Genomic DNA, 23,370 nt, shown 5'->3' with positions numbered 1-23,370 from the left:
AACTTAAGTCCATCATGTATAATTTCGCCCCATAACGGCAATGAACTCTAACATATCACCCTATACAAATAAAGTTAATGCTATACGCACACCCATCGTTTAAAGCAAGTACATTACCAAAATCTAATATACTGGCAATCGTACCGATATGCATCTGTTTTTGAATTTTTTTTGACCACCTACCCACTCTGGAGCCAAAATAAATGCCTTCTCCTACAAGATCCCCTGCCTGGAAAGCACTGCAAAATCATTATTCATCGCTGCAGAACTTCCAACTCCGAGAAGCTTTTGCGTCAAACCCCAGAAGATTCAATGAACTTTCAATTCAGTTCAACGATATATTGTTCGACTTTTCTAAAAACCTGATTACACCCACAACACTTGATTTATTGGTTGAACTGGCAATCGATTCAAACCTGACCGAGAAAACAGAAGCCATGTTTTCCGGCCAAAAGATTAATCATACCGAACAACGGGCCGTACTTCATACAGCGCTTAGAAACCGGAGCAATTACCCGGTTTATGTTAACAATCAGGACGTCATGCCAAAAATTAATGCCGTCTTGAAACAGATGCGGCATTTCACCGACGAAGTCCGAAGTGGGAAATGGCTGGGATATACCGGCAAACGAATTACCGATGTGGTTAACATCGGCATTGGCGGCTCTAATTTAGGCCCCAAAATGGTATCAACGGCATTGACACCGTATGCATCCAAGTCACTTAAAGTTCATTTTGTTTCAAACATCGACCAAGCGGATTTGATTGAAACACTTAAACCTTTATCACCCGAAACCACATTGTTTCTTGTCGCCTCCAAGACATTCAACACACAAGAAACGATGACTAATGCACGCTCCGCAAGAAACTGGTTGTTGCAACATTCCAAAAATGAAAGTGCGATCAGCCAGCATTTCGTCGCCATTTCCACCCATACCGAGAACGTGACCGAATTTGGCATCAACCCTGATCACATGTTTGAATTTTGGGATTGGGTCGGTGGACGCTACTCCTTGTGGTCAGCCATAGGCTTATCTATTGCGCTAAACGTAGGCATGGATAATTTTGAGGAACTTCTACTGGGCGCTCATGAAGTCGATCAGCATTTCAGGACCACCCCTTTTGACAAAAATATTCCGGTAATCATGGCGCTGCTGGGTATTTGGTATAACAATTTTCATAATGCCGAATCTTATGCCATCCTTCCTTATGATCAATCCATGCGGCACTTTTCAGACTACTTGCAACAAGGTGATATGGAAAGCAATGGTAAAAGCACCGATATGCACGGCAATAGGGTTGATTACAGCACAGGGCAAATCATTTGGGGACAACAGGGAACGAATGGTCAACATGCTTTTTATCAGTTGATGCATCAAGGCACCAAATTGGTTCCTTGTGACTTTCTTGCCGCAGCCTACAGTCATTACGACTTACCTGACCATCATGAAATTTTAATTTCAAATTTTTTAGCTCAACCAGAAGCGTTAATGCGCGGTAAAACTGCAGAAGAAGTAAAAGCCTCTCTTTCTGATTCAGATAGAGAAAACGAAGCTTTAGTCGCATCAAAGGTATTTTCTGGCAATAAACCTTCCAATTCCTTTCTGTTCAAAAAACTGACCCCTAAAACGCTTGGCTCTTTGATTGCTTTCTACGAACATAAAATTTTTGTACAAGGCGTTATTTGGAATATCAATTCCTTTGATCAAATGGGTGTTGAGCTTGGCAAAGTACTCGCCAGAGCCATATTACCCGAGCTTCTATCGGATGAACTAAGCACTAGTCACGACAGCTCGACTAATAACCTGATTAACACGTACAAAAAATTACGTAGCTAGTGCGTATCATTGCAAGACTGTTAATTTGTTTCAGTTGGATTGCGCTTTTATCGACCTGTGATACGAACTTTTCCATGCTCAACAGGCTGGAACAAATTAAACAAAAAGGTGTTATCAAAGTCCTCACCCGCATCGACCCAACGACTTATTATGAAGGGCCTGATGGTTATACGGGACTGGAATACGATCTGGCGCTTTTATTTGCTGAGCATCTGGGCGTTAAAGCCCACTTTGTCATACCCGAAACTTTTGATGGGATTCTGGCCCGAATAAGCAGGGGAAAAGGTGATATAGCAGCGGCAGGCCTGACAATTACCAAGGAACGCCAGGAAGTTATGCGTTTCAGCTTGCCCTATGACGAGATTACCGAACAGCTTATTTACCTAGGAGACAAAAGACGCCCAAAAGATATTCCTAGTCTTAACGGCGGTGTCTTTGAAATTGTCAAAAGCACCAGTCACGAGCAAACGCTGCTTGATAATCAACTGACCTTCCCCGAATTAAAATGGGATATCAACAGCTATCTTGATACCAACGCTCTGCTCTACCTGGTCAATGAAGGACTTATCGACTATACCCTCGCAGATTCCAATCAGTTACAGTTGCTGCAGCGCATTTATCCCAAATTGGAAATCGCCTTTGATATTTCGGAGCCTCGACAGCTGGCCTGGGCGCTTGAAAATAGCCACGATTCAAGCCTTTATGACGAGGTCAATTCTTTTTTTAGCCTGATCAAACAAAATAAAACCCTGGAGCAGCTGTTGGAGCGTCATTATGGTCACGCCAACGTCTTGTCCTACCAAGGCAATTGCACCTTTCGTCGCCACATCAGGCAACGCCTCCCTAAATATCAGACGCATTTCATGAATGCAGCGGACCAGTATCATCTTGACTGGCGGCTATTGGCAGCCATCGGCTATCAGGAGTCTCATTGGCTTAAAGACACAACCTCACCTACTGGAGTCAAAGGCCTGATGATGCTGACCAACATAACGGCTTCGGAAATGGGCATCAGCAATAGAACCGACCCCTATCAAAGCATCGAAGGCGGCGCCCATTACTTTTCGTTAACCATTGACAAGATCCCAACTCCGATTCCTGAGCCGGATCGGACCTGGTTTGCTCTCGCCGCTTACAATGTCGGTAAAGCACATGTTGAAGATGCAAGAATCCTGACCGCTCAGCAGGGAAGCAACCCGGATAAATGGGTGGATGTCAAAAAAAGGTTACCTTTACTCAGCCAGCCCAAATGGCATAAAAAAACCCGGCATGGCTACGCACGAGGTAATGAGGCAACGCGTTATGTGGAAAATATCAGAAGTTATTACGACTTGCTGGTGTGGCTGACAGAAGAAAATATCATTGAGAAAAATGCCATGCAGATAGAAGCCCCCGAACCTGAGTTTCAAACACCTCCTATTATGCCGTTGCTGCCGCAAGCATTATAAATCGCTTAAATCGCGAAAAATTCAGCGTCTAGCCTTAAAAAAATCTTTTAACAATCCGGAACAAATATCCTCCAGAACACCTCCCGACCAATTTACTTTATGATTCAAAAAAGGGGCTTCAGCCAAATTCATGGCGCTACAAACGGCCCCCCTTTTTTCATCTCTTGCTCCAAAAACAAGCCGGCCAATTCGTGCATGAACAATTGCACCCATACACATCACACAGGGTTCCAGGGTCACGTATAAAGTGGCATCGATAAGCCGGTAATTTTGCAACTGTTTTCCTGCCTCGCGAATTACCAAAATTTCAGCATGGGCCGATGGGTCATGCGTCGAGATAGGGCTGTTCCATGCCTCTGCAATACAACGATCACCTTTGACAATGACGGCCCCGACAGGCACTTCTCCCAAAGTTTCGGCCCGCTGGGCCAACCTTAGCGCATGCCGCATCCAGGCCTCATCGGCTTCATTTATTTCTATTCCCACTCTATCGTTGCCGGAGGCTTTCCGGAAATATCATAAGTTACGCGCGAGATACCGGATACTTCATTGATGATTCTTCGCGAAACCAAATCAAGAAAATCATATGGCAAATGAGCCCAACGCGCGGTCATAAAGTCAATTGTTTCGACGGCCCGCAATGCAATAACATAATCATATCGCCGTCCATCACCCATCACGCCTACCGATTTGACCGGCAAAAAGACGGCAAATGCCTGGCTGACTTTTTCGTAAAGCTCGTGCCGGTAAAGCTCTTCAATAAAAATGGCATCCGCTTGACGCAGCAAATCAGCATAGCTTTTTTTGATCGCGCCAAGAATCCTGACACCCAAACCAGGCCCCGGAAAAGGATGTCTGTAGACCATTTCATAAGGCAAACCCAATTCCACGCCTAATTTTCTGACTTCATCCTTAAACAATTCACGCAGCGGTTCAACCAGTTTCAATTTCATATTTTCAGGCAAACCACCCACATTATGATGCGATTTGATTAAATGGGCTTTACCGCTTGTTGCCCCCGCTGATTCAATGACATCCGGATAAATTGTGCCTTGTGCCAGCCATTTGGCATCCTTAAGCTTGGCGGCTTCTTCATCAAAAATATCAATGAACAAATTACCGATAATTTTCCGTTTTTGCTCGGGATCGTCTATGTTTTCGAGCGCCGACAAATAGCGTTCTTCCGCATTGACTCTGATAACTTTGACACCCATATGTTCGGCAAAGGTTGCCATCACCTGATTACCTTCATTTAATCTCAACAGGCCGGTATCGACAAAAACACACGTCAATTGTTCACCAATGGCCTGATGCAGCAAAGCAGCTACCACAGAAGAATCCACGCCTCCGGAAAGACCTAAAATGACATGGTCAGTCCCCACTTTTTCACGTACTGCACGGATACTGTCTTCTATGATATTACCAGCCGTCCATAGCACTTCACAGCGGCAAATTTCATTCACAAACCGCGATAAAATCCGCCCACCTTGCCGGGTATGCGTAACTTCGGGATGAAACTGCAACGCATAAAAAGATCGAGCTTCATCGGCAATACCGGCAATGGGTGCGCCTTCCGAGCTTGCGATCAAGGCAAAGCCATCCGGCAATTCCACAACACGATCACCATGGCTCATCCAGACATCCAGCAACCCGTAGCCTTCCGGTGACAAATGATCTTCAATACCTTTTAATAATTTGGAATGGCCGCGAGCCCGAATTTGGGCATAACCAAATTCTCTATGATCAGAAGACTCAACTCTTCCGCCTAGCTGTTCGGCCATCGTTTGCATGCCATAACAGATACCGAGAACAGGCACACCTAACTCGAAAACAATTTGCGGCGCTCGTGGCGTATCATGCTGAGTAACTGTTTCCGGTCCGCCCGACAGAATTATTCCTTTCGGCGCAAATTTACTTATTGCATCCGCAGCGGCATCACAAGAAAAGATTTCACAGTAAACACCGATTTCTCTGATGCGGCGGGCAATCAATTGCGTATATTGAGAGCCAAAATCAAGAATTAAAATTTTATCGGAATGAATATCGGGTGTTTGTTGCGTGGTCACTTTATAAACTCGGATTGTAAATGGTTAGCATGTAAATACGGGGCAAACGGCTTCAGTCCTCTTTATGCACTTTTAATCCATATGATAATTAGGCGCTTCTTTGGTAATAGTCACATCATGAACATGGCTTTCGCGCATTCCAGCGGTTGTGACTCGTACAAACTCGGCTCGCTCATGCAAATCAGTAATGGTACTGCAGCCCGTATAACCCATACTGGATCTGACGCCGCCGAGTAACTGATGGATGATTGCAAACAAACTGCCTTTATAAGGCACTCTTCCTTCTATGCCTTCCGGTACCAATTTCTCAACTGTATCGGTTCCTTCCTGAAAATAACGATCACTGGAACCTTGCTGTTGCGACATGGCTCCCAATGAACCCATGCCACGATATGATTTGTAGGAGCGGCCTTGATATAGCTCAACTTCGCCGGGCGCTTCCTCGGTGCCGGCAAACAGTCCGCCCAACATCACGCAATAGGCACCGGCAGCGAGCGCTTTAGCAACATCTCCGGAATAACGGATTCCCCCATCGGCAATTAAAGGCACACCTGACGATTTAAGTGCCTCTGCTACATTGCTAACCGCAGTAATCTGAGGTACACCAACACCTGCGACGATTCGAGTCGTGCAGATTGAGCCGGGGCCAATACCGACTTTAACCGCATCGGCTCCTGCCTCTACCAAGGCCAATGCGGCCGCAGCCGTGGCAATATTACCGCCGATCACTTGGACGTGAGGGTAGTTTTGCTTGACCCAGCGTACTTTATCTATAACACCCTGAGAATGACCATGAGCCGTATCGACGACTATTACATCAACGCCAGCATTGACCAGCGCATCAACGCGCTCCTCCGTACCTTCCCCGGTTCCTACAGCGGCTCCGACTCGCAAGCGCTCTAAATGATCTTTGCATGCTTGAGGATAATCCTTGGCTTTCTGAATATCCTTAACCGTTATCATGCCCTTCAGATGAAAATCCTTGTTCACCACAAGTACTTTCTCTATGCGATGTTTATGAAGCAGCGCAATAGCCTCTTTGTGATCGGCATTTTCATTGACGGTAACCAGCCTGTTTTTAGGCGTCATCACCGTTGACACGGGCTCATCAAAACGAGTTTCGAAACGCAAGTCCCGGCTGGTAACAATGCCGACCAGTTCATCACCATCAACCACCGGAACGCCGGAAATATTTTTTGAACGGGTTAATGCCAGTACTTCGCGAATACTGACATCGGGGGAAACGGTTATCGGATCTTTAATGACACCGCTTTCGTATTTTTTTACTTTTCTGACTTCACGCGCTTGCTGCTCTGCCGTCATATTCTTATGAATGATGCCGATGCCTCCTTCCTGGGCAATCGCGATAGCGAGCCTTGCTTCCGTCACGGTGTCCATAGCGGCTGCAACCAGAGGAATATTGAGCGTAATCCCTTTTGTTAACTTTGTTTTCATTTCTACATCGCGCGGAAGCACCGTTGAATGGGCAGGCACCAGTAAAACGTCATCAAACGTGAGAGCTTCCTGAATAACTCGCATAACCACTCCTTAAATTACCTAAAATAACCTACGATTATACTATTAAATTTTTTTTAAGCGAATCAAGGCGTTCATCACTTTTCTGTTCTCAGCAAATCAGTACCAATAGGTTGATATCACCCTTAAAAACGAGCCCTGTTCAGCACAGGGGCATTTGATAAAACTGAATCGTCTTTAATAGCTGACAAATACAAATGCCTCTCCTTGTATTATGATAATGCCGGGTTAAGAAAATAACCCATTGATAAACATAACTAACAAAAATGAAGGGGAAATTTATGTCAACACACTTAAAATCCTTTGCTACTTTTAGTGCCTTTGCTATTGCATCAAACCTTGCCTTTGCCGGTTGCGATGAGCTGCCTAATCAAGCCCAACTAAAAAACGCCCTGGATGTGGCACAAAGTCAAAACAACGGCGGCTTTGGTCTGGATATGTGGGCAACTATCGTCGACAGAGACGGCATTGTTTGCGCTGTCGCGATGACGGGTAATGACCGAGGAGATCAATGGCCCGGCAGCCGAGTTATTTCTGCGCAAAAAGCCAATACCGCAAATGCCTTCAGTTTACCCGGACTGGCGCTATCAACCGCCAATTTGTATACTGCAACTCAACCCGGCGGTTCTCTTTATGGCTTGCAACATAGCAATCCGGTTGATACAGCAGCGGCTTATGCCGGTCCATCAAGCAATTACGGATTGGAAAATGACCCTTTGGTCGGTCAAAAAATCGGGGGCGTTAATGTGTTTGGCGGTGGTTTGGCCTTGTATAAAAAAGAAGGTGATCAATTCACCGTCCTTGGCGCTTTGGGTGTCAGCGGCGACTCATCCTGCGCTGATCACAATATTGCTTGGCGTACACGCGAAGCGCTAGAATTGAATCTTGTCCCCGGCGGTGTTGGCCCCAATAATACGGACGGAATAGTTTACAAAAAATCCAGCGGCTGGGCGCACCCAAATTGCTCCAAAGAGGCCGAAACGGTAGCAAAAGCCATCGGCGCAGGCTAATCATCTGTAAATCGTAACTTCTCGCCCGCTTGAAATAGAAGGTGTAGGTGATTGATTGAAAAGGCTTCTGCAACAGGGATGTTGCAGAGAACTACAAGGATGTATTCATGCGTCCTTTGAAATCAAGCACCTACACCCAATAAAATAGGAAGGGGTGAGCAGATACTGTAAATCTATTGAAATCACTGCTGAAGCGCTGAATTTTTTTCAGCGCTTCTTTGAGATTCATGCCTGTAAAAACAAGGTGAATTCAATTCATCATTTGCCGCTGCGCTTTTATTGAAAAAGTAATTTTGCCGCCATAAAAAAAATCAATAGCGAAAAATATCGCTTTAAATGCTTTGCCGGTAATTTATAAGCCCACTTGGCGCCTAATCGGGCGGCCGGCATACTCAACAAAACGATACCGACAAACGCGGGAAGATAGATATAGCCCAGGCTCCATGCAGGTAACCCCTCGGCCTTCCAGCCCAATACCAGATAGCTCAATGCTCCGGCTAGTGCGATTGGAATTCCACACGCACTTGATATGGCGACAGCATTTCGCATTGGATAACGGCAACTGACCAAGTAAGGTACTGTCAAACTGCCACCTCCAATTCCAACCAAAGACGAAACTAAACCAATCACCCATGATGCCACAAAATCAAGCACCCCGGATTTTTTGACCGAACCTTGCTTGGGCTCAAGCTGAAAAGCCATCTGCAAGCCAACCATTATCAGGAAAATAGCGTAAACGGTTTCCAGCCAATTCGAAGCCAAAAGTTCTGCCAGCATAGCTCCGCTCAAAACCCCGATCACTATCCCTGGAACCATCTGTAACGCTTTGTCCCAATTCAATGTACCCAAGCGATGATGCGCCAATGATGATGCTATTGCTGTAAAAATGACGGAGGCTAAAGAGGTCGCTACCGCTATTATCATGATGATTTCTTGTTCAAAGCCCTGATGTTTGAACAACACCAGCAAGACAGGAACGATAATCAAACCGCCGCCAATGCCAAATAGCCCACCTAAAAATCCGGCAAAAAATCCTGTCAACATGCTGATCACAATGATTTCTGTCACTTTAACTCCTGAAATGATGAGTGCAATTTTGGCGAGCTCCCGCTTCACCGTTATACTAGCCGGGAAATTATTGATATTCTTTTGTTGCGGCAACCCAAAAATGAAACTCTCCTTCCATCCACTTTCACCAAGCCCTCATAATTTTAAAAGAATGACCGCATCCGCATGAAAACCTTTTTAGTTGGCGGCGCTGTTCGCGATGAACTTTTGAACTTTCCTGTAAGTGAGCGGGATTGGGTCGTGCTGGGCGAAACACCCGAATCCATGCTGGCAATGGGTTTCATGACGGTAGGCAAGGATTTTCCAGTTTTTCTTCATCCCATAACCCGCGACGAATACGCGCTTGCACGGACGGAAAGAAAGATTGGCCCCGGTTACAAAGGTTTTTGTATTCATGCAGATCCTGAGGTCTCGTTGGAAGAAGACCTTTTGCGCCGTGATTTAACCATCAACGCAATCGCTAAATCGGATACCGGTGAAATTATTGATCCATTTGGCGGCCGTCAGGATCTTGATCAACGGATCTTCCGGCATATTTCTCCCGCATTTTGCGAGGATCCGGTCAGAATTCTGCGAATCGCCCGCTTCGCCGCACGCTATGGCCATCTGGGCTTTAAAATCGCAGACGAAACGTTTGCCTTAATGCAAACCATGGTAAGGAACGGCGAAGTTGACCACCTGGTTCCTGAACGGGTTTGGGCCGAGCTTTATAAAGCTCTCTGCGAAAAAACACCGACGCTATTTTTTGAGGTATTGAAAGATTGCTACGCTCTACCGATCCTGTTTCCGGAGCTAAATACTTTGTTTGGTGTTCCGCAGCCCGAACACTATCATCCCGAAATTGATACCGGCATCCATAGCCTGATGTGCCTGGAACAGGCGGCTCGGCTGACACCCAAACCGGAAGTGCGTTTTGCTGCGCTGATGCATGACCTGGGAAAAGGCATTACACCCAAAGATAGACTTCCCCATCATCATGGTCACGAACACAGCGGCCTGCCTCTGCTGGAAAACTTATGTTTACGATTAAGAGTGCCCAATCCTTTTAAACAGCTAGCTAAACAAGTCATGCAGTATCATACACATTGCCATCGGGTATTTGAATTGCGACCTTCAACGCTGACCGATATGCTGCATAGACTTGGCGCGTTTAAAAACCCTGCAGGCTTAACCGATTTTTTATTGGCCTGTGAAGCAGATGCCAAAGGCAGGACTGGACTTGAAAACAGGCCTTATCCTCAAGCAGCACATGTCATGATGGCTGCGGAAGCGGGCGCTTCTGTGGATATTTCTGCTGTATTAACAGGGAGCTTGCAAGGCACCCAAATCGGAGACGCGATACGTCAATTACGTATTAAAGCAATAAGTGATGCCTGTAAAAGGACATCTTGAATAATCAGATCTGAATACTTATAGTGTTGATTTTTTCCTGAGCAGCCTCTTTTATGCCTTCATTTGACATCGTTTCCGAATTTGATTCTCACGAGGCCACCAATGCGGTCGATCAAGCCAATAGAGAAGTCACCACCCGCTTTGATTTCAAGGGTTCCGGAGCAAACTATGCATTAAAAGACGGACTGGTTACGATGAGTGCAAGCTCCGAATTTCAATTGCAGCAAATGCTGGATATCCTGAACATGAAACTGACCAAACGCGGCATAGATATCAGCTGCCTGGAAGTAGCCGAGCCAAAGATTACCGGCCGGACAGCTCAACAAATTGTGACCTTGAAACAAGGCATAGAATCGGATTTAGCTAGAAAAATTGTTAAATTGGTCAAGGACAAAAAGTTAAAAGTCCAAGCTGCCATTCAGGGTGATAAAGTCCGTGTCACCGGTAAGAAGCTTGATGATTTACAGGACGTTATCGCCATGCTTAAACAGGAGGAACTGGATATGCCGCTACAGTTCAATAATTTTAGGGATTAAGTCAATGGGCCTTATGATAGCGGGTATAAAGCCAATAACCGCTCATCACCAACGCCATCCATCCGGTAACTAATGGACCGATGACCCCATCATAACTACTGACCAAATAGAGGTAATCAGAATCCGGATTCACATTGAACAAGGATTTGCTCATTTTTATCTGCCATACCCACGCGGTATGGCAACCAATAACCATTCCCAGACTATAACCCAAAACGACCCTTACAAATCCCAGAAACAGGCCGACCATGAGCAGCGCAAGAAATGCCTGGAAATTTTCCGGATTGATTACATTCAGCAGCGCCTCACCCAGCAGCATAAAACCGTCCGGGATACTCATGTCCTGATAACCTACAACTGTATGGCTTTTTAAAAAATGCAACGATGCGTAATAAGTCGAACTGATCAAAATGGCGGCCATCACCGGCATTTTGATGTTTAAACCGGATAACAGAACACCCCTGAATAAGGGTTCCTCAAGCAATGAAATCAGCAACGCCAGCGCTAAAGCAATGGCTGTTTTTTGTATCAGGCTACCCAGTGTCCATATCCTGTCAGGATCAAAAACATTAACTTCCAAAGCAAATAAGATCAGAAAAACGGGCAATAGCGTCATAAATCCCAAACCTAAACCCATCGTAATCTGAGAAAAAAACGTTTTAGCCCGGACAAAGCCCAATTCGCTCCAGCTCAAATTAAGGTAATGTTTTATAGGAAAAATACTGATTATTAAAAAGACCTGCGTCACTTTATTGGTCAGTTTCGACAATAGCAGCACATCGCCCAATACCAATAACACGCCATAACTGAAAACAATGGCCAATGAGGCTGTTGCCAATAAAATGCCCAACGGCATCAAAGAATACAATAAATATTTCATGAGCGAGGATGATTGATTGCCGCAAAATCGCCCCATAGCGTCTGGATAGCCGCCAGCGCAGCGAGGGCCGCCGTTTCGGTTCTTAATATACGCATGCCTAATTTAACAGGAATAAAGCCTGCTGATTTCGCCAAAATACGTTCATGTTCGGCAAATCCGCCTTCAGGACCAGTCAACAACGTAACTCGCTGCGCTTGCGGTTGCAAATTGCCTAATGAATTTTCGGCATAAGGATCCAGAAACAGTTTGAGGCCGGTTTGTTTATTTAGCCATTCGTCCAATTTCATAACCGACGTTAATTGGGGCACAAAGGTTCTACCGCATTGCTCGGCAGCATGCTCGGCAATCTTTTGCCAATGCTTGATGCGGGTTTCTACTTTATCGGCATTTAATTGCACAACGCAGCGCTCAGTCACTATCGGAGACAACTCGGTTACCCCTAATTCAATGGCTTTCTGAACAGCAAAATCCATGCGATCCCCACGCGAAATGGCCAATCCCATTGCAATACACAAGGATGATTCTGCATCCTTTCCCTGCCATTGATGGAGTTGAACTCTGACATTTTTCCGGCTGACTTCACAGAGATTGCCGATATATTCTCCGCCCTGACCGTTGAATAAAATAATCTCGGCGTCCTGTTTAAGCCTTAAGACTGTTTTGACGTAGTGAGCCGCCTCATCATCCAACACTATCATTTGCCCTTTTTCCAGTAAGTTGGGCACATAGACTCTTGAAACTCTCATTCGACTTTCTCTCAACAATTAACTACCGGCAGCTAAAACCAAAAATTTACCGTTTTTTCACTATAAAAAAAGGGGCTTTCGCCCCTCTTTGCCAACTTATTGTCACTTAATTTATGCACTAAAGTTAAGATTATCTAGAATAGCTAACGTTGGATCAGCTTGGTTCATCGTATAGAAATGCAGGCCTGGTGCGCCATTGTCGAGAAGTTGCTGGCATAGCCGTGTGACAATTTCATTGCCGAAAGCAATAATCGATGCCCTGTCATCACCAAAGCATTCCAAACCTTTGCGCATCCACCTTGGGATGTCGGCGCCGCACATATCCGAGAATCGAAATAACTGCGAGTAATTGGTAATCGGCATGATTCCTGGAACTATCGGTAAATCTATACCCAATTTTTCGCAGGCATCCACAAAATAAAAATAGGCTTCCACATTATAAAAATATTGCGTGATGGCGGCATTTGCACCTGCATCAATTTTTCGTTTGAAATTACGCAAATCTTCTGTTGCACTTTTTGCCTGAGGGTGCACTTCCGGATAGGCTGCAACATGTATTTGAAACGCATTGCCGGTTTCAGTACGAATAAAATCTACCAGTTCGTTGGCATAACGAAATTCGCCTGCAGACATCATACCGGAAGGTATGTCGCCTCTCAGTGCCACAATTTTGGTGATCCCTTTTTGCTGATAACTGGACAAAATTTGTCGGATATTGTCTTTGGTTGAGGCCACACAAGACAAATGAGGAGCCGCTGAAATTCCCTGCTCCTGGATCTTGACTACAGTATCAAACGTTTTATCCCGGGTTGAGCCGCCTGCACCAAATGTTACCGAAAAGAAATCCGGTTTCAATTTTGCCAGCTTCTGATGCACACCTTTTAAATTCAAAGCCCCTTCTTCAGTTTTGGGCGGATAGAATTCGAAACTAAGCAGCTGCTGGTATTTTTTTTGTGTTTGCATCAGTCTGGTTATAGTGAGTCTGGCCGTGGCAGACCCGATTGGGCCTGCCTGCTTAAGTCTTAGTAGCGGTAATGTTCAGGCTTGAAAGGACCTTCAACCGGCACGTTGATGTAGTTTGCTTGCTCCTCGGTTAATCGAGTCAGTCGCACGCCTAATTGTTCCAAATGCAATGCGGCAACCTTTTCATCCAGTTTCTTGGGTAAGACATAGACTTTAGTTTCATATGAATCCGCATTTTTCCATAATTCAATCTGCGCCAGCACCTGATTACAGAACGAGTTGGACATGACAAAGCTGGGATGACCCGTTGCGCAACCCAAATTCACCAGTCTCCCTTCCGCCAAAACGATCAGACGCTTGCCGTCAGGAAAGATCACATGGTCGACTTGAGGCTTAATGTTTTCCCACGTGTATTGACGCAATGCAGCAATTTCAATTTCAGCATCAAAATGGCCAATGTTACACACAATAGCCTGATCTCTCATCGCTTTCATATGATCGTGAGTAATGACGCCGGCATTACCGGTCGCTGTCACAAAAATATTGGCAATAGGCGCAGCATCTTCCATGGTTACCACGCGGAAACCTTCCATTGCCGCTTGCAGTGCGCAAATAGGATCAATTTCAGTAATCCAGACTGTCGCCCCCAATCCACGCAGTGATTGTGCACAGCCTTTTCCAACATCACCATATCCGCACACTATTGCGATTTTTCCGGCAATCATCACATCGGTGGCTCGTTTGATACCATCGACCAGTGATTCCCTGCAGCCGTACAAGTTATCGAATTTGGATTTGGTAACTGAATCGTTGACATTGAAAGCAGGCACCTTAAGCGTACCGTTGGCGACCATTTCATTCAATCTGAGCACGCCGGTAGTGGTTTCTTCAGATAAACCTTTTACATCAGCCATTAATTCAGGGAACTTCTGGTGCATCATCACGGTTAAATCGCCGCCGTCATCCAGAATCATATTCGGACGCCAGCCATTAGGTCCTTCAATAGTCTGTACAATACACCATTCAGCTTCTTCTTCGGTTTCCCCTTTCCAGGCAAAAACAGGAACGCCGCTTGCTGCTATTGCCGCGGCCGCATGGTCTTGGGTTGAGAAAATATTACATGACGACCATCTTACATCAGCACCTAATGCTGTTAATGTCTCGATCAGAACTGCTGTCTGAATCGTCATATGCAGACAACCGGCGATACGAGCACCTTTCAGGGGTTGTTCGGCACCAAATTCCTTTCTTAAAGCCATCAGGCCCGGCATTTCGGTTTCGGCAATATTAATTTCTTTCCTGCCCCATTCCGCTAATCCGATATCGGCAACTTTATAATCATGGTTATTCATTAGCTTTTCCTGTGGCTGTTTTATAATTTTGCGGCATTTTTCAATGCGTCGACTTTGTCCGTTTTTTCCCAACTGAAGCTATCTTCAGTTCTGCCGAAATGCCCATAAGCAGCGGTAGTCTGGTAAATAGGTTTTAACAAATCCAACGCGGCGATCAATCCTTTTGGCCTTAAGTCAAAATTGTCTCTTACAATCTGGACAAGTCGGTCTTCACTTATCTTTCCAGTACCAAAGGTTTCAACGCTAATAGACGTGGGATCGGCAACGCCAATTGCGTAAGACACTTGAATCTCGCAGCGCTCAGCCAAACCTGCTGCAACGATATTCTTTGCAACATATCGCGCCATATAAGCGGCTGAACGATCGACCTTGGATGGATCTTTACCTGAAAACGCACCGCCGCCATGTCTCGCCATGCCGCCGTAGGTATCAACAATGATCTTCCGGCCAGTCAAACCGCAGTCGCCAACGGGGCCGCCGATCACGAAATTACCGGTGGGATTGATAAAATATTTTGTGTCTTTATGTAACCATTCTTTAGGCAGCACCGGCAGAATAATTTCATCCATGACGGCTTCATGAATCTGTTTAGCGCCGATTTCAGGAGAATGCTGTGTCGACAAAACTACGGCATCAATCGCCACAGGCTTATTATTCTCATAGCGGAAGGTAATTTGACTTTTCGCATCCGGCCGTAGCCAAGGCAATGTTCTGTTTTTGCGAACTTCGGCCTGTCTTTTCACCAGTAAATGAGAATAGGTAATAGGAGCCGGCATCAGCACGTCAGTTTCATTGCTGGCATAACCGAACATCAACCCTTGATCGCCTGCGCCTTGTTCATGGTCTTCCTTTTCATCGACACCCATCGCAATATCGGATGACTGTTTACCGATCGCATTGAGAACCGCGCAACTTTGCCCATCAAAACCAATATCGCCATGATCATAGCCGATATCGCACACGACCTTTCTTACCAGAGCCTCAGTATCAACCCAGGCATCAGTCGTAATCTCACCGGCAAGAATGACCATGCCTGTTTTTACCAGTGTTTCACACGCTACTCTTGATTTAGGATCTTGTTTCAGCAATGCATCCAGAATCGCATCTGAAATTTGATCTGCTACTTTATCCGGATGACCTTCCGAAACCGATTCTGATGTAAAAATGAAGTTATTGCTCACGGGCCTGCCTATTATCAAATTCTTAGAAAAACAAAAGGCTGCAAATGCAGCCTTTAATTCTGGTGGGCCCTGTAGGACTTGAACCTACGACCTGCCGATTATGAGTCGGACGCTCTAACCAACTGAGCTAAGGGCCCAAAACTTTTAATTATTCGCCATCAAGAAAACATCTTAGCTGTTCAGATCTTGAGGGATGTCTCAATTTTCTCAACGCTTTCGCTTCAATCTGACGGATTCTTTCACGAGTCACGTCAAACTGTTTACCTACTTCTTCTAAAGTATGGTCGGTATTCATATTAATACCAAACCGCATTCTTAAGACCTTGGCTTCTCTTGCTGTCAAACCAGCCAACACATTTTGTGTAGACTCTCTGAGACCGGCGATGGTAGCCGACTCAATTGGGGACAGTACTTTAGCATCTTCTATGAAATCCCCCAAGTGCGAATCTTCATCATCGCCTATCGGAGTTTCCATTGAAATCGGTTCTTTCGCTATTTTCAATACCTTACGAACCTTGTCCTCTGGCATTTCCATACGCTCAGCCAACTCTTCAGGGGTCGCTTCCCGCCCTAATTCCTGCAGAATTTGCCTGGAAATCCGGTTCAATTTATTGATTGTTTCAATCATGTGAACCGGTATGCGGATTGTTCTGGCCTGATCAGCAATTGATCGAGTTATGGCTTGTCTTATCCACCACGTTGCATAGGTCGAAAATTTATAGCCCCGACGGTATTCAAATTTATCAACTGCTTTCATTAAACCAATATTGCCTTCCTGGATTAGATCCAAAAACTGAAGGCCTCTGTTGGTATATTTTTTTGCAATAGAAATGACTAATCGTAAGTTGGCTTCAATCATCTCTTTTTTGGCGCGCCGCGCTTTAGCTTCACCGATTGACATCCGACGATTGATATCTTTGATGTCACTGATCGACAAACCGTACTCAGCTTCAATTTCCGCCAATGTTGTCTGAGCTTTCTTGATATCCTTTTCTGCTGCTTTCAGTATCTCTTTTCGTTCCGGTGAGGCCGATTTTATATAATCACCGAACCATTCAGTACTGGCTTCACTGCCGAGAAAAGATTCAACAAATTCTTTTTTTGGCATACCTGCGCTGTTAAGGCAGATAGCCATAATTATTTTTTCCTGTTCTCTGATGCGTGTTAACGCATTAGGAATAACAGCTGTCAATTTTTTTAAGTATTGCGGAGCCCACTTAAACTCTATAAAGCTCTCGGTCAGTGCATCAAAAGCAGGAATTACTTTTTCATGAGTATAGCCATGCGCATTAATCGCGCTCGATACCGCATCATATCGCTTCCTTAACTCTTCTACTTTAACTTTAACTTCTTCAAAGTCGATTCCTTTGATTTCATCTTCTTCGGCTTCCTCAGTAACGCTGTCATCATTTGCGGCCGCGCTACTTAAAAGCTGCTCGGAAGGCTCGCTTAAATCAACAAAGCCACTGATTAAATCTGATAACCGAGTACCACCTTCTTCATCCGTTATAGAATCGAAAGAAGTTAAAAAACTTTCAACCACTTTGCATGAACGGGCAATCGCTCTTACGACTTGTTGCTGACCGTCCTCAATCCGTTTGGCAATTTTCAGCTCTTCTTCCCTGCTTAACAACTCGACTGAACCCATCTCGCGCATGTACATGCGGACCGGATCAGTTGTTCGGCCGAATTCACTATCAACCGACGCTAGAGCCGCAACCTCCTCATCATCATCTTCATCATCGGTTACCGCGCTATCCGTGATCAGTGAGTCATCGTCTGGTGCAACTTCGTATACCTGTATCCCCATATCATTGATCATGCCAATGATATCCTCTATTTGCTCCGGATCGACTATGTCACTTGGCAAATGATCATTCACTTCGGCATAAGTCAGGTAGCCCTGTGCCTTGCCTTTAGTTATTAATTGTTTTAATTGGGATTGCTGTTGTTCTTGGTTCATCTTTTGCTCACAGAAAACATCCAGCTCAACACCGCTGAACCGTCGATTATAATACAACTAAATCCTTATGTTAAGCTTACATTGCTAATTTGAGCTGGAGAGTAATTTTTTTAACAACGCTCGCTCGCTCGCATCCAATCCTTCGCTTTGCTCCTTATCAATCAATTTTTCAATCCGAATCGTTCTGGATCCGCTAACTATTGCTTTTACTGCCCCCAGAAATTCGGCTTTTATCCCATCGTCAGGGACCAGTAATTCCATCGTGGCCAGCTTAGTGACCAGCCTTTCATCCTGATGACCTCTAAGTTGCTCCAACAAAACGGATACATTTGATGGATTCTGCCGGAGGATAATTGACATAATTTCTCGAAACATCTCGCAACCTGGAAAATCCAAATCGCTCCAATCCAGCTCCTCTTGCTCTAGCAAATCCGCTAATTCGGGATTTTGTACCAGCAAGGCCAGCGCGACCCTCGACGGCGAAGTGCGCCTTACTTGTCCCATGCCTTTTCTCGGTCGACTGGGATTTAGTTTAGCTTTATTTAATGAAACATCCAGAGCAGCCATGCCTGACATTGTTTCAAGCTTGGCAAACATCATTTCCCTAAACACGCCATGAGGCAGCAACTCAAGGTATCGCCTGGCTTTTTCGACCAGTTGCGCCCGGCCTTCAACAGTTGCCAACCCCAAATCAGCCGTCAATTGTCCGAAAAAATAATCCGATAAGGTCGCCGCTTCTGCCATCCTTTGCTCGAATTGTTCAACACCTTGCTCACGCACCAGCGAATCAGGGTCATGCGGCTGCGGCAAGAGCATTATTTTCACCACTCTGCCGTCTTTAATGCTGGAAAATACCGATTCCATTGCACGCCACGCAGCCTGACGTCCCGCCGCATCACCATCAAGGCAAAACACAAGCTCTTGGGAAAAGCGAAATAAAAGCTCAACGTGCGTCTTGGAAATGGCTGTTCCAAGCGCTGCAACTGCGTAATTAATACCAAATTGAGCCAAAGCAACCACATCCATGTAACCTTCGACTATCAATATGCGGGCAGGTTTTTGCTTGGCATTTAACAGCTCATAAAGACCATAAACTTCATTACTTTTACTAAATAAGGGCGTTTCCGGTGAATTCAAGTATTTAGGCAAAGAATCATCTAAAACCCGGGCACCAAAGCCAACCACATGGCCTCGTTTATTCCTGATTGGAAACATGATTCGCCCGCGAAAACGATCGTGCGTCCCACCACCATCCCTGGCAACCAGCAAACCTGTTTCGAGCAGATCCTTTGCATCGTATCGGTCGGATAATGAATTCCAGTCTTTTGGAGCATAGCCCAACATAAATGACTTGGCGATTTCGCCGCTAACCCCTCTTACCTTAAGGTAGTCAACTGCTTTTTTTGCTTCGGGATTCTGTTTCAGTTGCTCGGCATAAAAAGCTGCCACACTGCCCATCAAATTATAGAGATGACTGATATCTTTTTTTTCCGGCAGACCAGTGCCGACATCACTTTCTCTTTGCACTTCGATGCCAGCGAAAGCAGCAAGATCTTCAACCGCCTCGACGAAATCAAGATGATTGTAATCCATCAAAAAAGTTATCGCATTGCCGCTGGCTCCACAGCCGAAACAGTGGAAGAACTGTTTTTTTGCACTGACTGAAAAGCTGGGCGTTTTTTCTGTATGGAAGGGACAGCGAGCAACATAGTTGCTCCCCGTTTTTTTTAGAGGCACACGAGAGTCAATCAAATCAACGATATCAACCCGCGCCAGAAGGTCATTTATAAACGAGGAAGATATCCTACCCGACATCATTCACCTTAAATATCGAATGAGTTAAGAGGTTTTCCCTTAATAAACATATACAAATACCGCACGATCTTTGCCGAACCGTCACCCACTCATTATGGAATTCTATAATACAAGTAAACCAATTCCGAGCAACAAATGACCAGCCTTCAGTGTGGCGAATTGTGTAGATTTTATGCGAAACTCTGCCTGAGGCAAGGATGGCGGAATTATCCCGCCAAAACACTTTTTATTTTTATACTTACCTGAGCCATATCCGCACGTCCCTGCATTTTTTCCTTAAGCGCATTCATCACTTTGCCCATATCTTTAATAGATACCGCTCCTTGTTTTTCGACTTCCTCTCGAATCATTGAATCGATCTCTTCGTCTGATAATGCCTGAGGCAGATAGTCTTGTATGACAACAATTTCAGCCTCTTCTATTTCAGCAAGATCGATTCTTTCTGCGGCACGAAATTGTCGAATGGATTCTCTTCTCTGCTTGACCATCTTGTCCAGCACCAGAATAACCTGCTCATCATCCAATTCTATTCTTTCATCAACTTCGCGCTGCTTAATTGCAGCCATAATCAAGCGTATAACACCCAGCTTAACTTTGGCCCCGCTTTTCATAGCGGCCTTCATGTCTTCCCTGATCCGGTCTTTTAATAAATCCATCTAGCCTGCTCCCGCTAAGGATTAAATTTGTGGACGACCGCGACGCAAGTTTTTCAATGCATAACGTTCACGAGCCAATTTTTTCAAATGTCTTTTGATCGCCGCTGCTCCTTTGCGCTTACGCTCGGCAGTGGGTTTTTCATAGAATTCACGACGACGAACTTCAGACAAAACACCCGCTTTTTCACACGCGCGTTTAAAGCGGCGGATTGCGATATCAAATGGTTCATTTTCTTTTACTTTAACTGACGGCATTTTACTAACCTGTATAATAATATCGAAAAATAAGACCCCAAAGAGTCTTCTGACACAAGGAAACTCTCAATTATACATTTTTTATTAATTATTTCAAAAATATGTACACTCTAGGCATAGAAACATCCTGTGACGAAACCGCCGTTGCAATTTATCATTCAAAATTAGGCCTTTGTCATCACCTTGTTTACAGTCAAGTCGAAATGCATAGCGAGTACGGGGGGGTCGTTCCGGAACTGGCTTCCAGAGATCATATTAGAAAATTAATACCTCTCATCAACCAATGCCTGGATGAAGCAAACCTGGACAAACATGATATCAACGGTATTGCCTATACAGCCGGTCCAGGACTCATGGGATCACTGCTTGTGGGTGCAACTACTGCTCGCAGCTTGGCATGGAGCTTGGAAATCCCTGCAATTGCCATTCACCACATGGAAGCTCATCTTTTAGCTCCTTTACTGGAAAAAGATCCTCCCAGCTTCCCTTTTTTGGCATTATTGATTTCAGGCGGACATACCTTACTGGTGGCCGTAAAAAGCCTGGGCCACTACATTTTATTGGGTGAGTCCCTGGATGATGCTGCGGGTGAGGCTTTCGACAAGACGGCTAAAATGCTGGGCCTGCCCTATCCAGGCGGTCCCCGGTTAGCTAAATTAGCAGAGCAAGGCCAGCCGGTTTATAGCTTTCCGAGACCCATGACCGATAGACCCGGCCTGGATTTTAGCTTTAGCGGATTAAAAACATTCACGATGAATACCCTACTCGGCACTTCTCAAACAGGCCAGGATAAAGCCAATATTGCTTATGCTTTTCAAAAAGCGGTAGCAGGAACCTTAAGCATCAAGTGCAAACGTGCATTGCAGCAGACCCAATTGAAAAAGCTGGTCGTAGCCGGCGGCGTTAGCGCTAATTCTACTATTCGCGATGAACTCTCGGCAATGGCAAAAAAAGAAAATGCCGCCATTTATTTCCCCCGGCTTGAGTTTTGTACCGATAATGCCGCTATGGTTGCCTACGCCGGCTGCCAAAGGCTTTTAGCCGGTCAGCACGACGACCTATGCATTCAGGCCAGGCCTCGATGGCCCATCAACGAATTAACCGGGGTTGCTAATGAACTATCAGGCTTCTTGCCCGGCTAAAAGCCTTTGGATATTGCTTTTATGCCGCCAAAGCAAAATTACTGTCATCACTAAAGCAGCAAATAACAGATAAATTTCTTTGGTAAGGTACCAGGTTACGACTGGAGAAATGGTGGAGGCAACTAATGCCGACAAGGAGGAAATTTTTGAAATCTTGTAGATGGCAAACCAGATCACCATAAAAATCAGGCCTAACCACCAGGAAAAGCCAAGCAATACACCTATTGATGTTGCCACTCCTTTTCCCCCTTTAAAACCAAAAAAAACGGGGTATAAATGACCTAAGAATGCAGCCAGGCCAGTCATTGCCACAATCTCGGGAGACACCTTCAACAGATTTGCAAAATAGACCGGCAGCAATCCTTTCAACAGGTCGCCGAGCAAGGTAATGGCCGCCGCTTTTTTGCCGCCTATCCGCATCACATTGGTCGCACCGGGATTGCCTGAGCCTTGATCTCGCGGATCCGGCAAATTCATTAGCTTGCACACCAAAATCGCACTCGAAATAGAACCCGCCAAATAAGCTAATGGAATAAATAACCATTCAAACATTGTTTACCTCTCGACAACGTCAAACTTGTAACCCAGAGTCAATTCCCTGATACTTACCTTTTTAAAGCGCACATGATAACCGGAAAAGACAATGGATATTATTTTTTTAGGCGGGCTAGAGATACAAACAATCATTGGTATTTATGACTGGGAACGAACCACAAAACAGACAGTGGTTCTAGATATTGAAATGGCCTTCGACATAAAAAAAGCGGCTGAGACCGATGATATTAGCTATACGCTCGATTACAAAACCGTATCGAAACGCGTGATCGCTTTTGTCGAATCTAGCCAGTTTTTTCTAGTCGAAAAATTAACAGAGGAGATTGCGCAGCTTATTCTTAACGAGTTCAATATCAGCCGGGTTAAAATTACGCTGAATAAAAAAGGCGCGATTCGTGGCGCTAATGACGTTGGCATTATTATCGAACGAGGACATCAATAGTATGGCTCTTTGCTTCATAAGCATTGGCAGCAACATTGATAAAGACATCAATATTCCCTCCAGCTTACATGCGCTACAACAACTGTTCGGTAACTTACTGATTTCCAGTGTTTACCAATCCAGGGCCGTGGGCTTTGAAGGCGAGGATTTTTACAATTTGATTGTCGGATTCAATACCGACCTGGATGTTAACAGCGTCTCTCAGCGCCTCAGAGAGATTGAACTAAATCACGGCCGATGCAGGAACAGTAAAAAATTCTCGGCAAGAACCCTGGACCTCGATCTTGTCCTTTATGATGACTTGATACTTAATGATGGCCGCCTGCAAATCCCTAGAGCTGAAATCGAGGACTATGCTTTTGTATTGGAACCTCTTGCCGAAATTGCGCCCGGTCTCCGCCACCCCATCAACCACCGAACTTACGCAGAAATATGGGAAAGCTTTGACAAAAGCCTTATAAATCAAGAGAAAGTCGTGCCTGAATGGTTAAAGAGTATATAAACAATCATAAGCGGACAATGATCA

Annotated in this window: 22 protein-coding genes and 1 tRNA gene; 8 read left to right on the top strand and 15 right to left on the bottom strand. The window is 45.2% G+C overall.

The window, feature by feature from the left end; all coding sequences use genetic code 11:
* The first annotated feature begins 203 nt into the window (after positions 1-203).
* Positions 204-1,838, top strand: coding sequence for a glucose-6-phosphate isomerase (gene pgi / locus Q7V32_RS03275; protein ID WP_304895553.1), 1,635 nt, complete (start codon positions 204-206; stop codon positions 1,836-1,838).
* Positions 1,838-3,286, top strand: a complete 1,449-nt coding sequence (gene mltF / locus Q7V32_RS03270; RefSeq protein WP_304895552.1) for a membrane-bound lytic murein transglycosylase MltF — start codon at positions 1,838-1,840, stop codon at positions 3,284-3,286. Before pgi ends, mltF begins: the two co-directional genes overlap by 1 nt.
* Positions 3,287-3,307: 21 nt before the next feature.
* Here the strand turns inward: mltF and tadA are convergent, their stop codons facing one another.
* The 3 genes from tadA to guaB form a co-directional block, all read right to left on the bottom strand.
* Positions 3,308-3,772 (bottom strand): tRNA adenosine(34) deaminase TadA, encoded by a 465-nt coding sequence (gene tadA / locus Q7V32_RS03265; protein ID WP_370690788.1) that lies wholly within the window; start codon positions 3,770-3,772, stop codon positions 3,308-3,310.
* Positions 3,763-5,352: a glutamine-hydrolyzing GMP synthase gene (guaA, locus tag Q7V32_RS03260; RefSeq protein WP_304895551.1), complete on the bottom strand. Its 1,590-nt coding sequence runs from the start codon at positions 5,350-5,352 to the stop codon at positions 3,763-3,765. The genes tadA and guaA overlap by 10 nt, the downstream gene beginning before the upstream one ends.
* 72 nt (positions 5,353-5,424) lie before the next feature.
* A complete protein-coding gene (gene guaB, locus Q7V32_RS03255) occupies positions 5,425-6,891 on the bottom strand; it encodes an IMP dehydrogenase (RefSeq protein WP_304895550.1) in 1,467 nt (488 codons plus the stop codon).
* 278 nt (positions 6,892-7,169) lie between these two features.
* Between guaB and Q7V32_RS03250 the strand changes: the two genes are divergently transcribed.
* Positions 7,170-7,898 carry a heme-binding protein gene (locus Q7V32_RS03250; RefSeq protein WP_304895549.1) on the top strand — a complete coding sequence of 243 codons (729 nt, stop codon included), beginning with the start codon at positions 7,170-7,172 and terminating at the stop codon, positions 7,896-7,898.
* A 276-nt stretch (positions 7,899-8,174) separates the two neighbouring features.
* Here the strand turns inward: Q7V32_RS03250 and Q7V32_RS03245 are convergent, their stop codons facing one another.
* Entirely contained in the window at positions 8,175-8,966 is a 792-nt protein-coding gene (locus Q7V32_RS03245; protein ID WP_304895548.1) for a sulfite exporter TauE/SafE family protein, read from the bottom strand.
* A 165-nt stretch (positions 8,967-9,131) separates the two neighbouring features.
* On the opposite strand from Q7V32_RS03245, the gene Q7V32_RS03240 reads away from it, so the two are divergent.
* Entirely contained in the window at positions 9,132-10,358 is a 1,227-nt protein-coding gene (locus Q7V32_RS03240) for a multifunctional CCA addition/repair protein (protein WP_304895547.1), read from the top strand.
* Between the two features lie 53 nt (positions 10,359-10,411).
* On the top strand, positions 10,412-10,894 hold the full coding sequence (locus Q7V32_RS03235) for a YajQ family cyclic di-GMP-binding protein (RefSeq protein ID WP_304895546.1): 483 nt from the start codon (positions 10,412-10,414) through the stop codon (positions 10,892-10,894).
* A 1-nt stretch (position 10,895) separates the two neighbouring features.
* Here the strand turns inward: Q7V32_RS03235 and Q7V32_RS03230 are convergent, their stop codons facing one another.
* The 10 genes from Q7V32_RS03230 to rpsU all read right to left on the bottom strand — a co-directional run bounded on the left by Q7V32_RS03230 (position 10,896) and on the right by rpsU (position 20,705).
* Positions 10,896-11,774, bottom strand: coding sequence for a type II CAAX prenyl endopeptidase Rce1 family protein (locus Q7V32_RS03230; RefSeq protein ID WP_304895545.1), 879 nt, complete (start codon positions 11,772-11,774; stop codon positions 10,896-10,898).
* Entirely contained in the window at positions 11,771-12,520 is a 750-nt protein-coding gene (locus Q7V32_RS03225; protein WP_304895544.1) for a 16S rRNA (uracil(1498)-N(3))-methyltransferase, read from the bottom strand. The genes Q7V32_RS03230 and Q7V32_RS03225 overlap by 4 nt, the downstream gene beginning before the upstream one ends.
* Positions 12,521-12,631: 111 nt before the next feature.
* Positions 12,632-13,483: a methylenetetrahydrofolate reductase [NAD(P)H] gene (gene metF / locus Q7V32_RS03220; protein WP_304895543.1), complete on the bottom strand. Its 852-nt coding sequence runs from the start codon at positions 13,481-13,483 to the stop codon at positions 12,632-12,634.
* A 59-nt stretch (positions 13,484-13,542) separates the two neighbouring features.
* Complete coding sequence (gene ahcY, locus Q7V32_RS03215) at positions 13,543-14,835, bottom strand: adenosylhomocysteinase (RefSeq protein ID WP_304895542.1); 1,293 nt, start codon at positions 14,833-14,835, stop codon at positions 13,543-13,545.
* A 20-nt stretch (positions 14,836-14,855) separates the two neighbouring features.
* A complete protein-coding gene (metK, locus tag Q7V32_RS03210; protein WP_304895541.1) occupies positions 14,856-16,016 on the bottom strand; it encodes a methionine adenosyltransferase in 1,161 nt (386 codons plus the stop codon).
* Positions 16,017-16,076: 60 nt separating this feature from the next.
* A tRNA-Ile gene (locus Q7V32_RS03205) sits at positions 16,077-16,153 on the bottom strand.
* An 11-nt stretch (positions 16,154-16,164) separates the two neighbouring features.
* Complete coding sequence (gene rpoD, locus Q7V32_RS03200; protein ID WP_304895540.1) at positions 16,165-17,979, bottom strand: RNA polymerase sigma factor RpoD; 1,815 nt, start codon at positions 17,977-17,979, stop codon at positions 16,165-16,167.
* 84 nt (positions 17,980-18,063) lie between these two features.
* Complete coding sequence (gene dnaG / locus Q7V32_RS03195; RefSeq protein WP_304895539.1) at positions 18,064-19,794, bottom strand: DNA primase; 1,731 nt, start codon at positions 19,792-19,794, stop codon at positions 18,064-18,066.
* 206 nt (positions 19,795-20,000) lie between these two features.
* Positions 20,001-20,450 (bottom strand): GatB/YqeY domain-containing protein, encoded by a 450-nt coding sequence (locus Q7V32_RS03190; RefSeq protein ID WP_304895538.1) that lies wholly within the window; start codon positions 20,448-20,450, stop codon positions 20,001-20,003.
* Positions 20,451-20,471: 21 nt separating this feature from the next.
* Positions 20,472-20,705 carry a 30S ribosomal protein S21 gene (rpsU, locus tag Q7V32_RS03185; protein ID WP_125217524.1) on the bottom strand — a complete coding sequence of 78 codons (234 nt, stop codon included), beginning with the start codon at positions 20,703-20,705 and terminating at the stop codon, positions 20,472-20,474.
* Positions 20,706-20,806: 101 nt separating this feature from the next.
* Between rpsU and tsaD the strand changes: the two genes are divergently transcribed.
* Positions 20,807-21,847 (top strand): tRNA (adenosine(37)-N6)-threonylcarbamoyltransferase complex transferase subunit TsaD, encoded by a 1,041-nt coding sequence (gene tsaD / locus Q7V32_RS03180; RefSeq protein ID WP_304895537.1) that lies wholly within the window; start codon positions 20,807-20,809, stop codon positions 21,845-21,847.
* On the opposite strand, the gene plsY is transcribed toward tsaD, so the two are convergent.
* Entirely contained in the window at positions 21,827-22,399 is a 573-nt protein-coding gene (gene plsY / locus Q7V32_RS03175; protein WP_304895536.1) for a glycerol-3-phosphate 1-O-acyltransferase PlsY, read from the bottom strand. The genes tsaD and plsY overlap by 21 nt on opposite strands.
* 91 nt (positions 22,400-22,490) lie before the next feature.
* Between plsY and folB the strand changes: the two genes are divergently transcribed.
* Both folB and folK read left to right on the top strand, forming a co-directional pair.
* On the top strand, positions 22,491-22,844 hold the full coding sequence (folB, locus tag Q7V32_RS03170) for a dihydroneopterin aldolase (RefSeq protein ID WP_159656800.1): 354 nt from the start codon (positions 22,491-22,493) through the stop codon (positions 22,842-22,844).
* A gap of 1 nt (position 22,845) precedes the next feature.
* Positions 22,846-23,346: a 2-amino-4-hydroxy-6-hydroxymethyldihydropteridine diphosphokinase gene (folK, locus tag Q7V32_RS03165; protein ID WP_304895535.1), complete on the top strand. Its 501-nt coding sequence runs from the start codon at positions 22,846-22,848 to the stop codon at positions 23,344-23,346.
* Positions 23,347-23,370 lie beyond the last annotated feature (24 nt).

The organism is Methylicorpusculum sp. (genome assembly GCF_030651835.1).
Taxonomy (GTDB): domain Bacteria; phylum Pseudomonadota; class Gammaproteobacteria; order Methylococcales; family Methylomonadaceae; genus Methylicorpusculum.
This window is presented reverse-complemented; position numbering and strand designations above follow the sequence as displayed.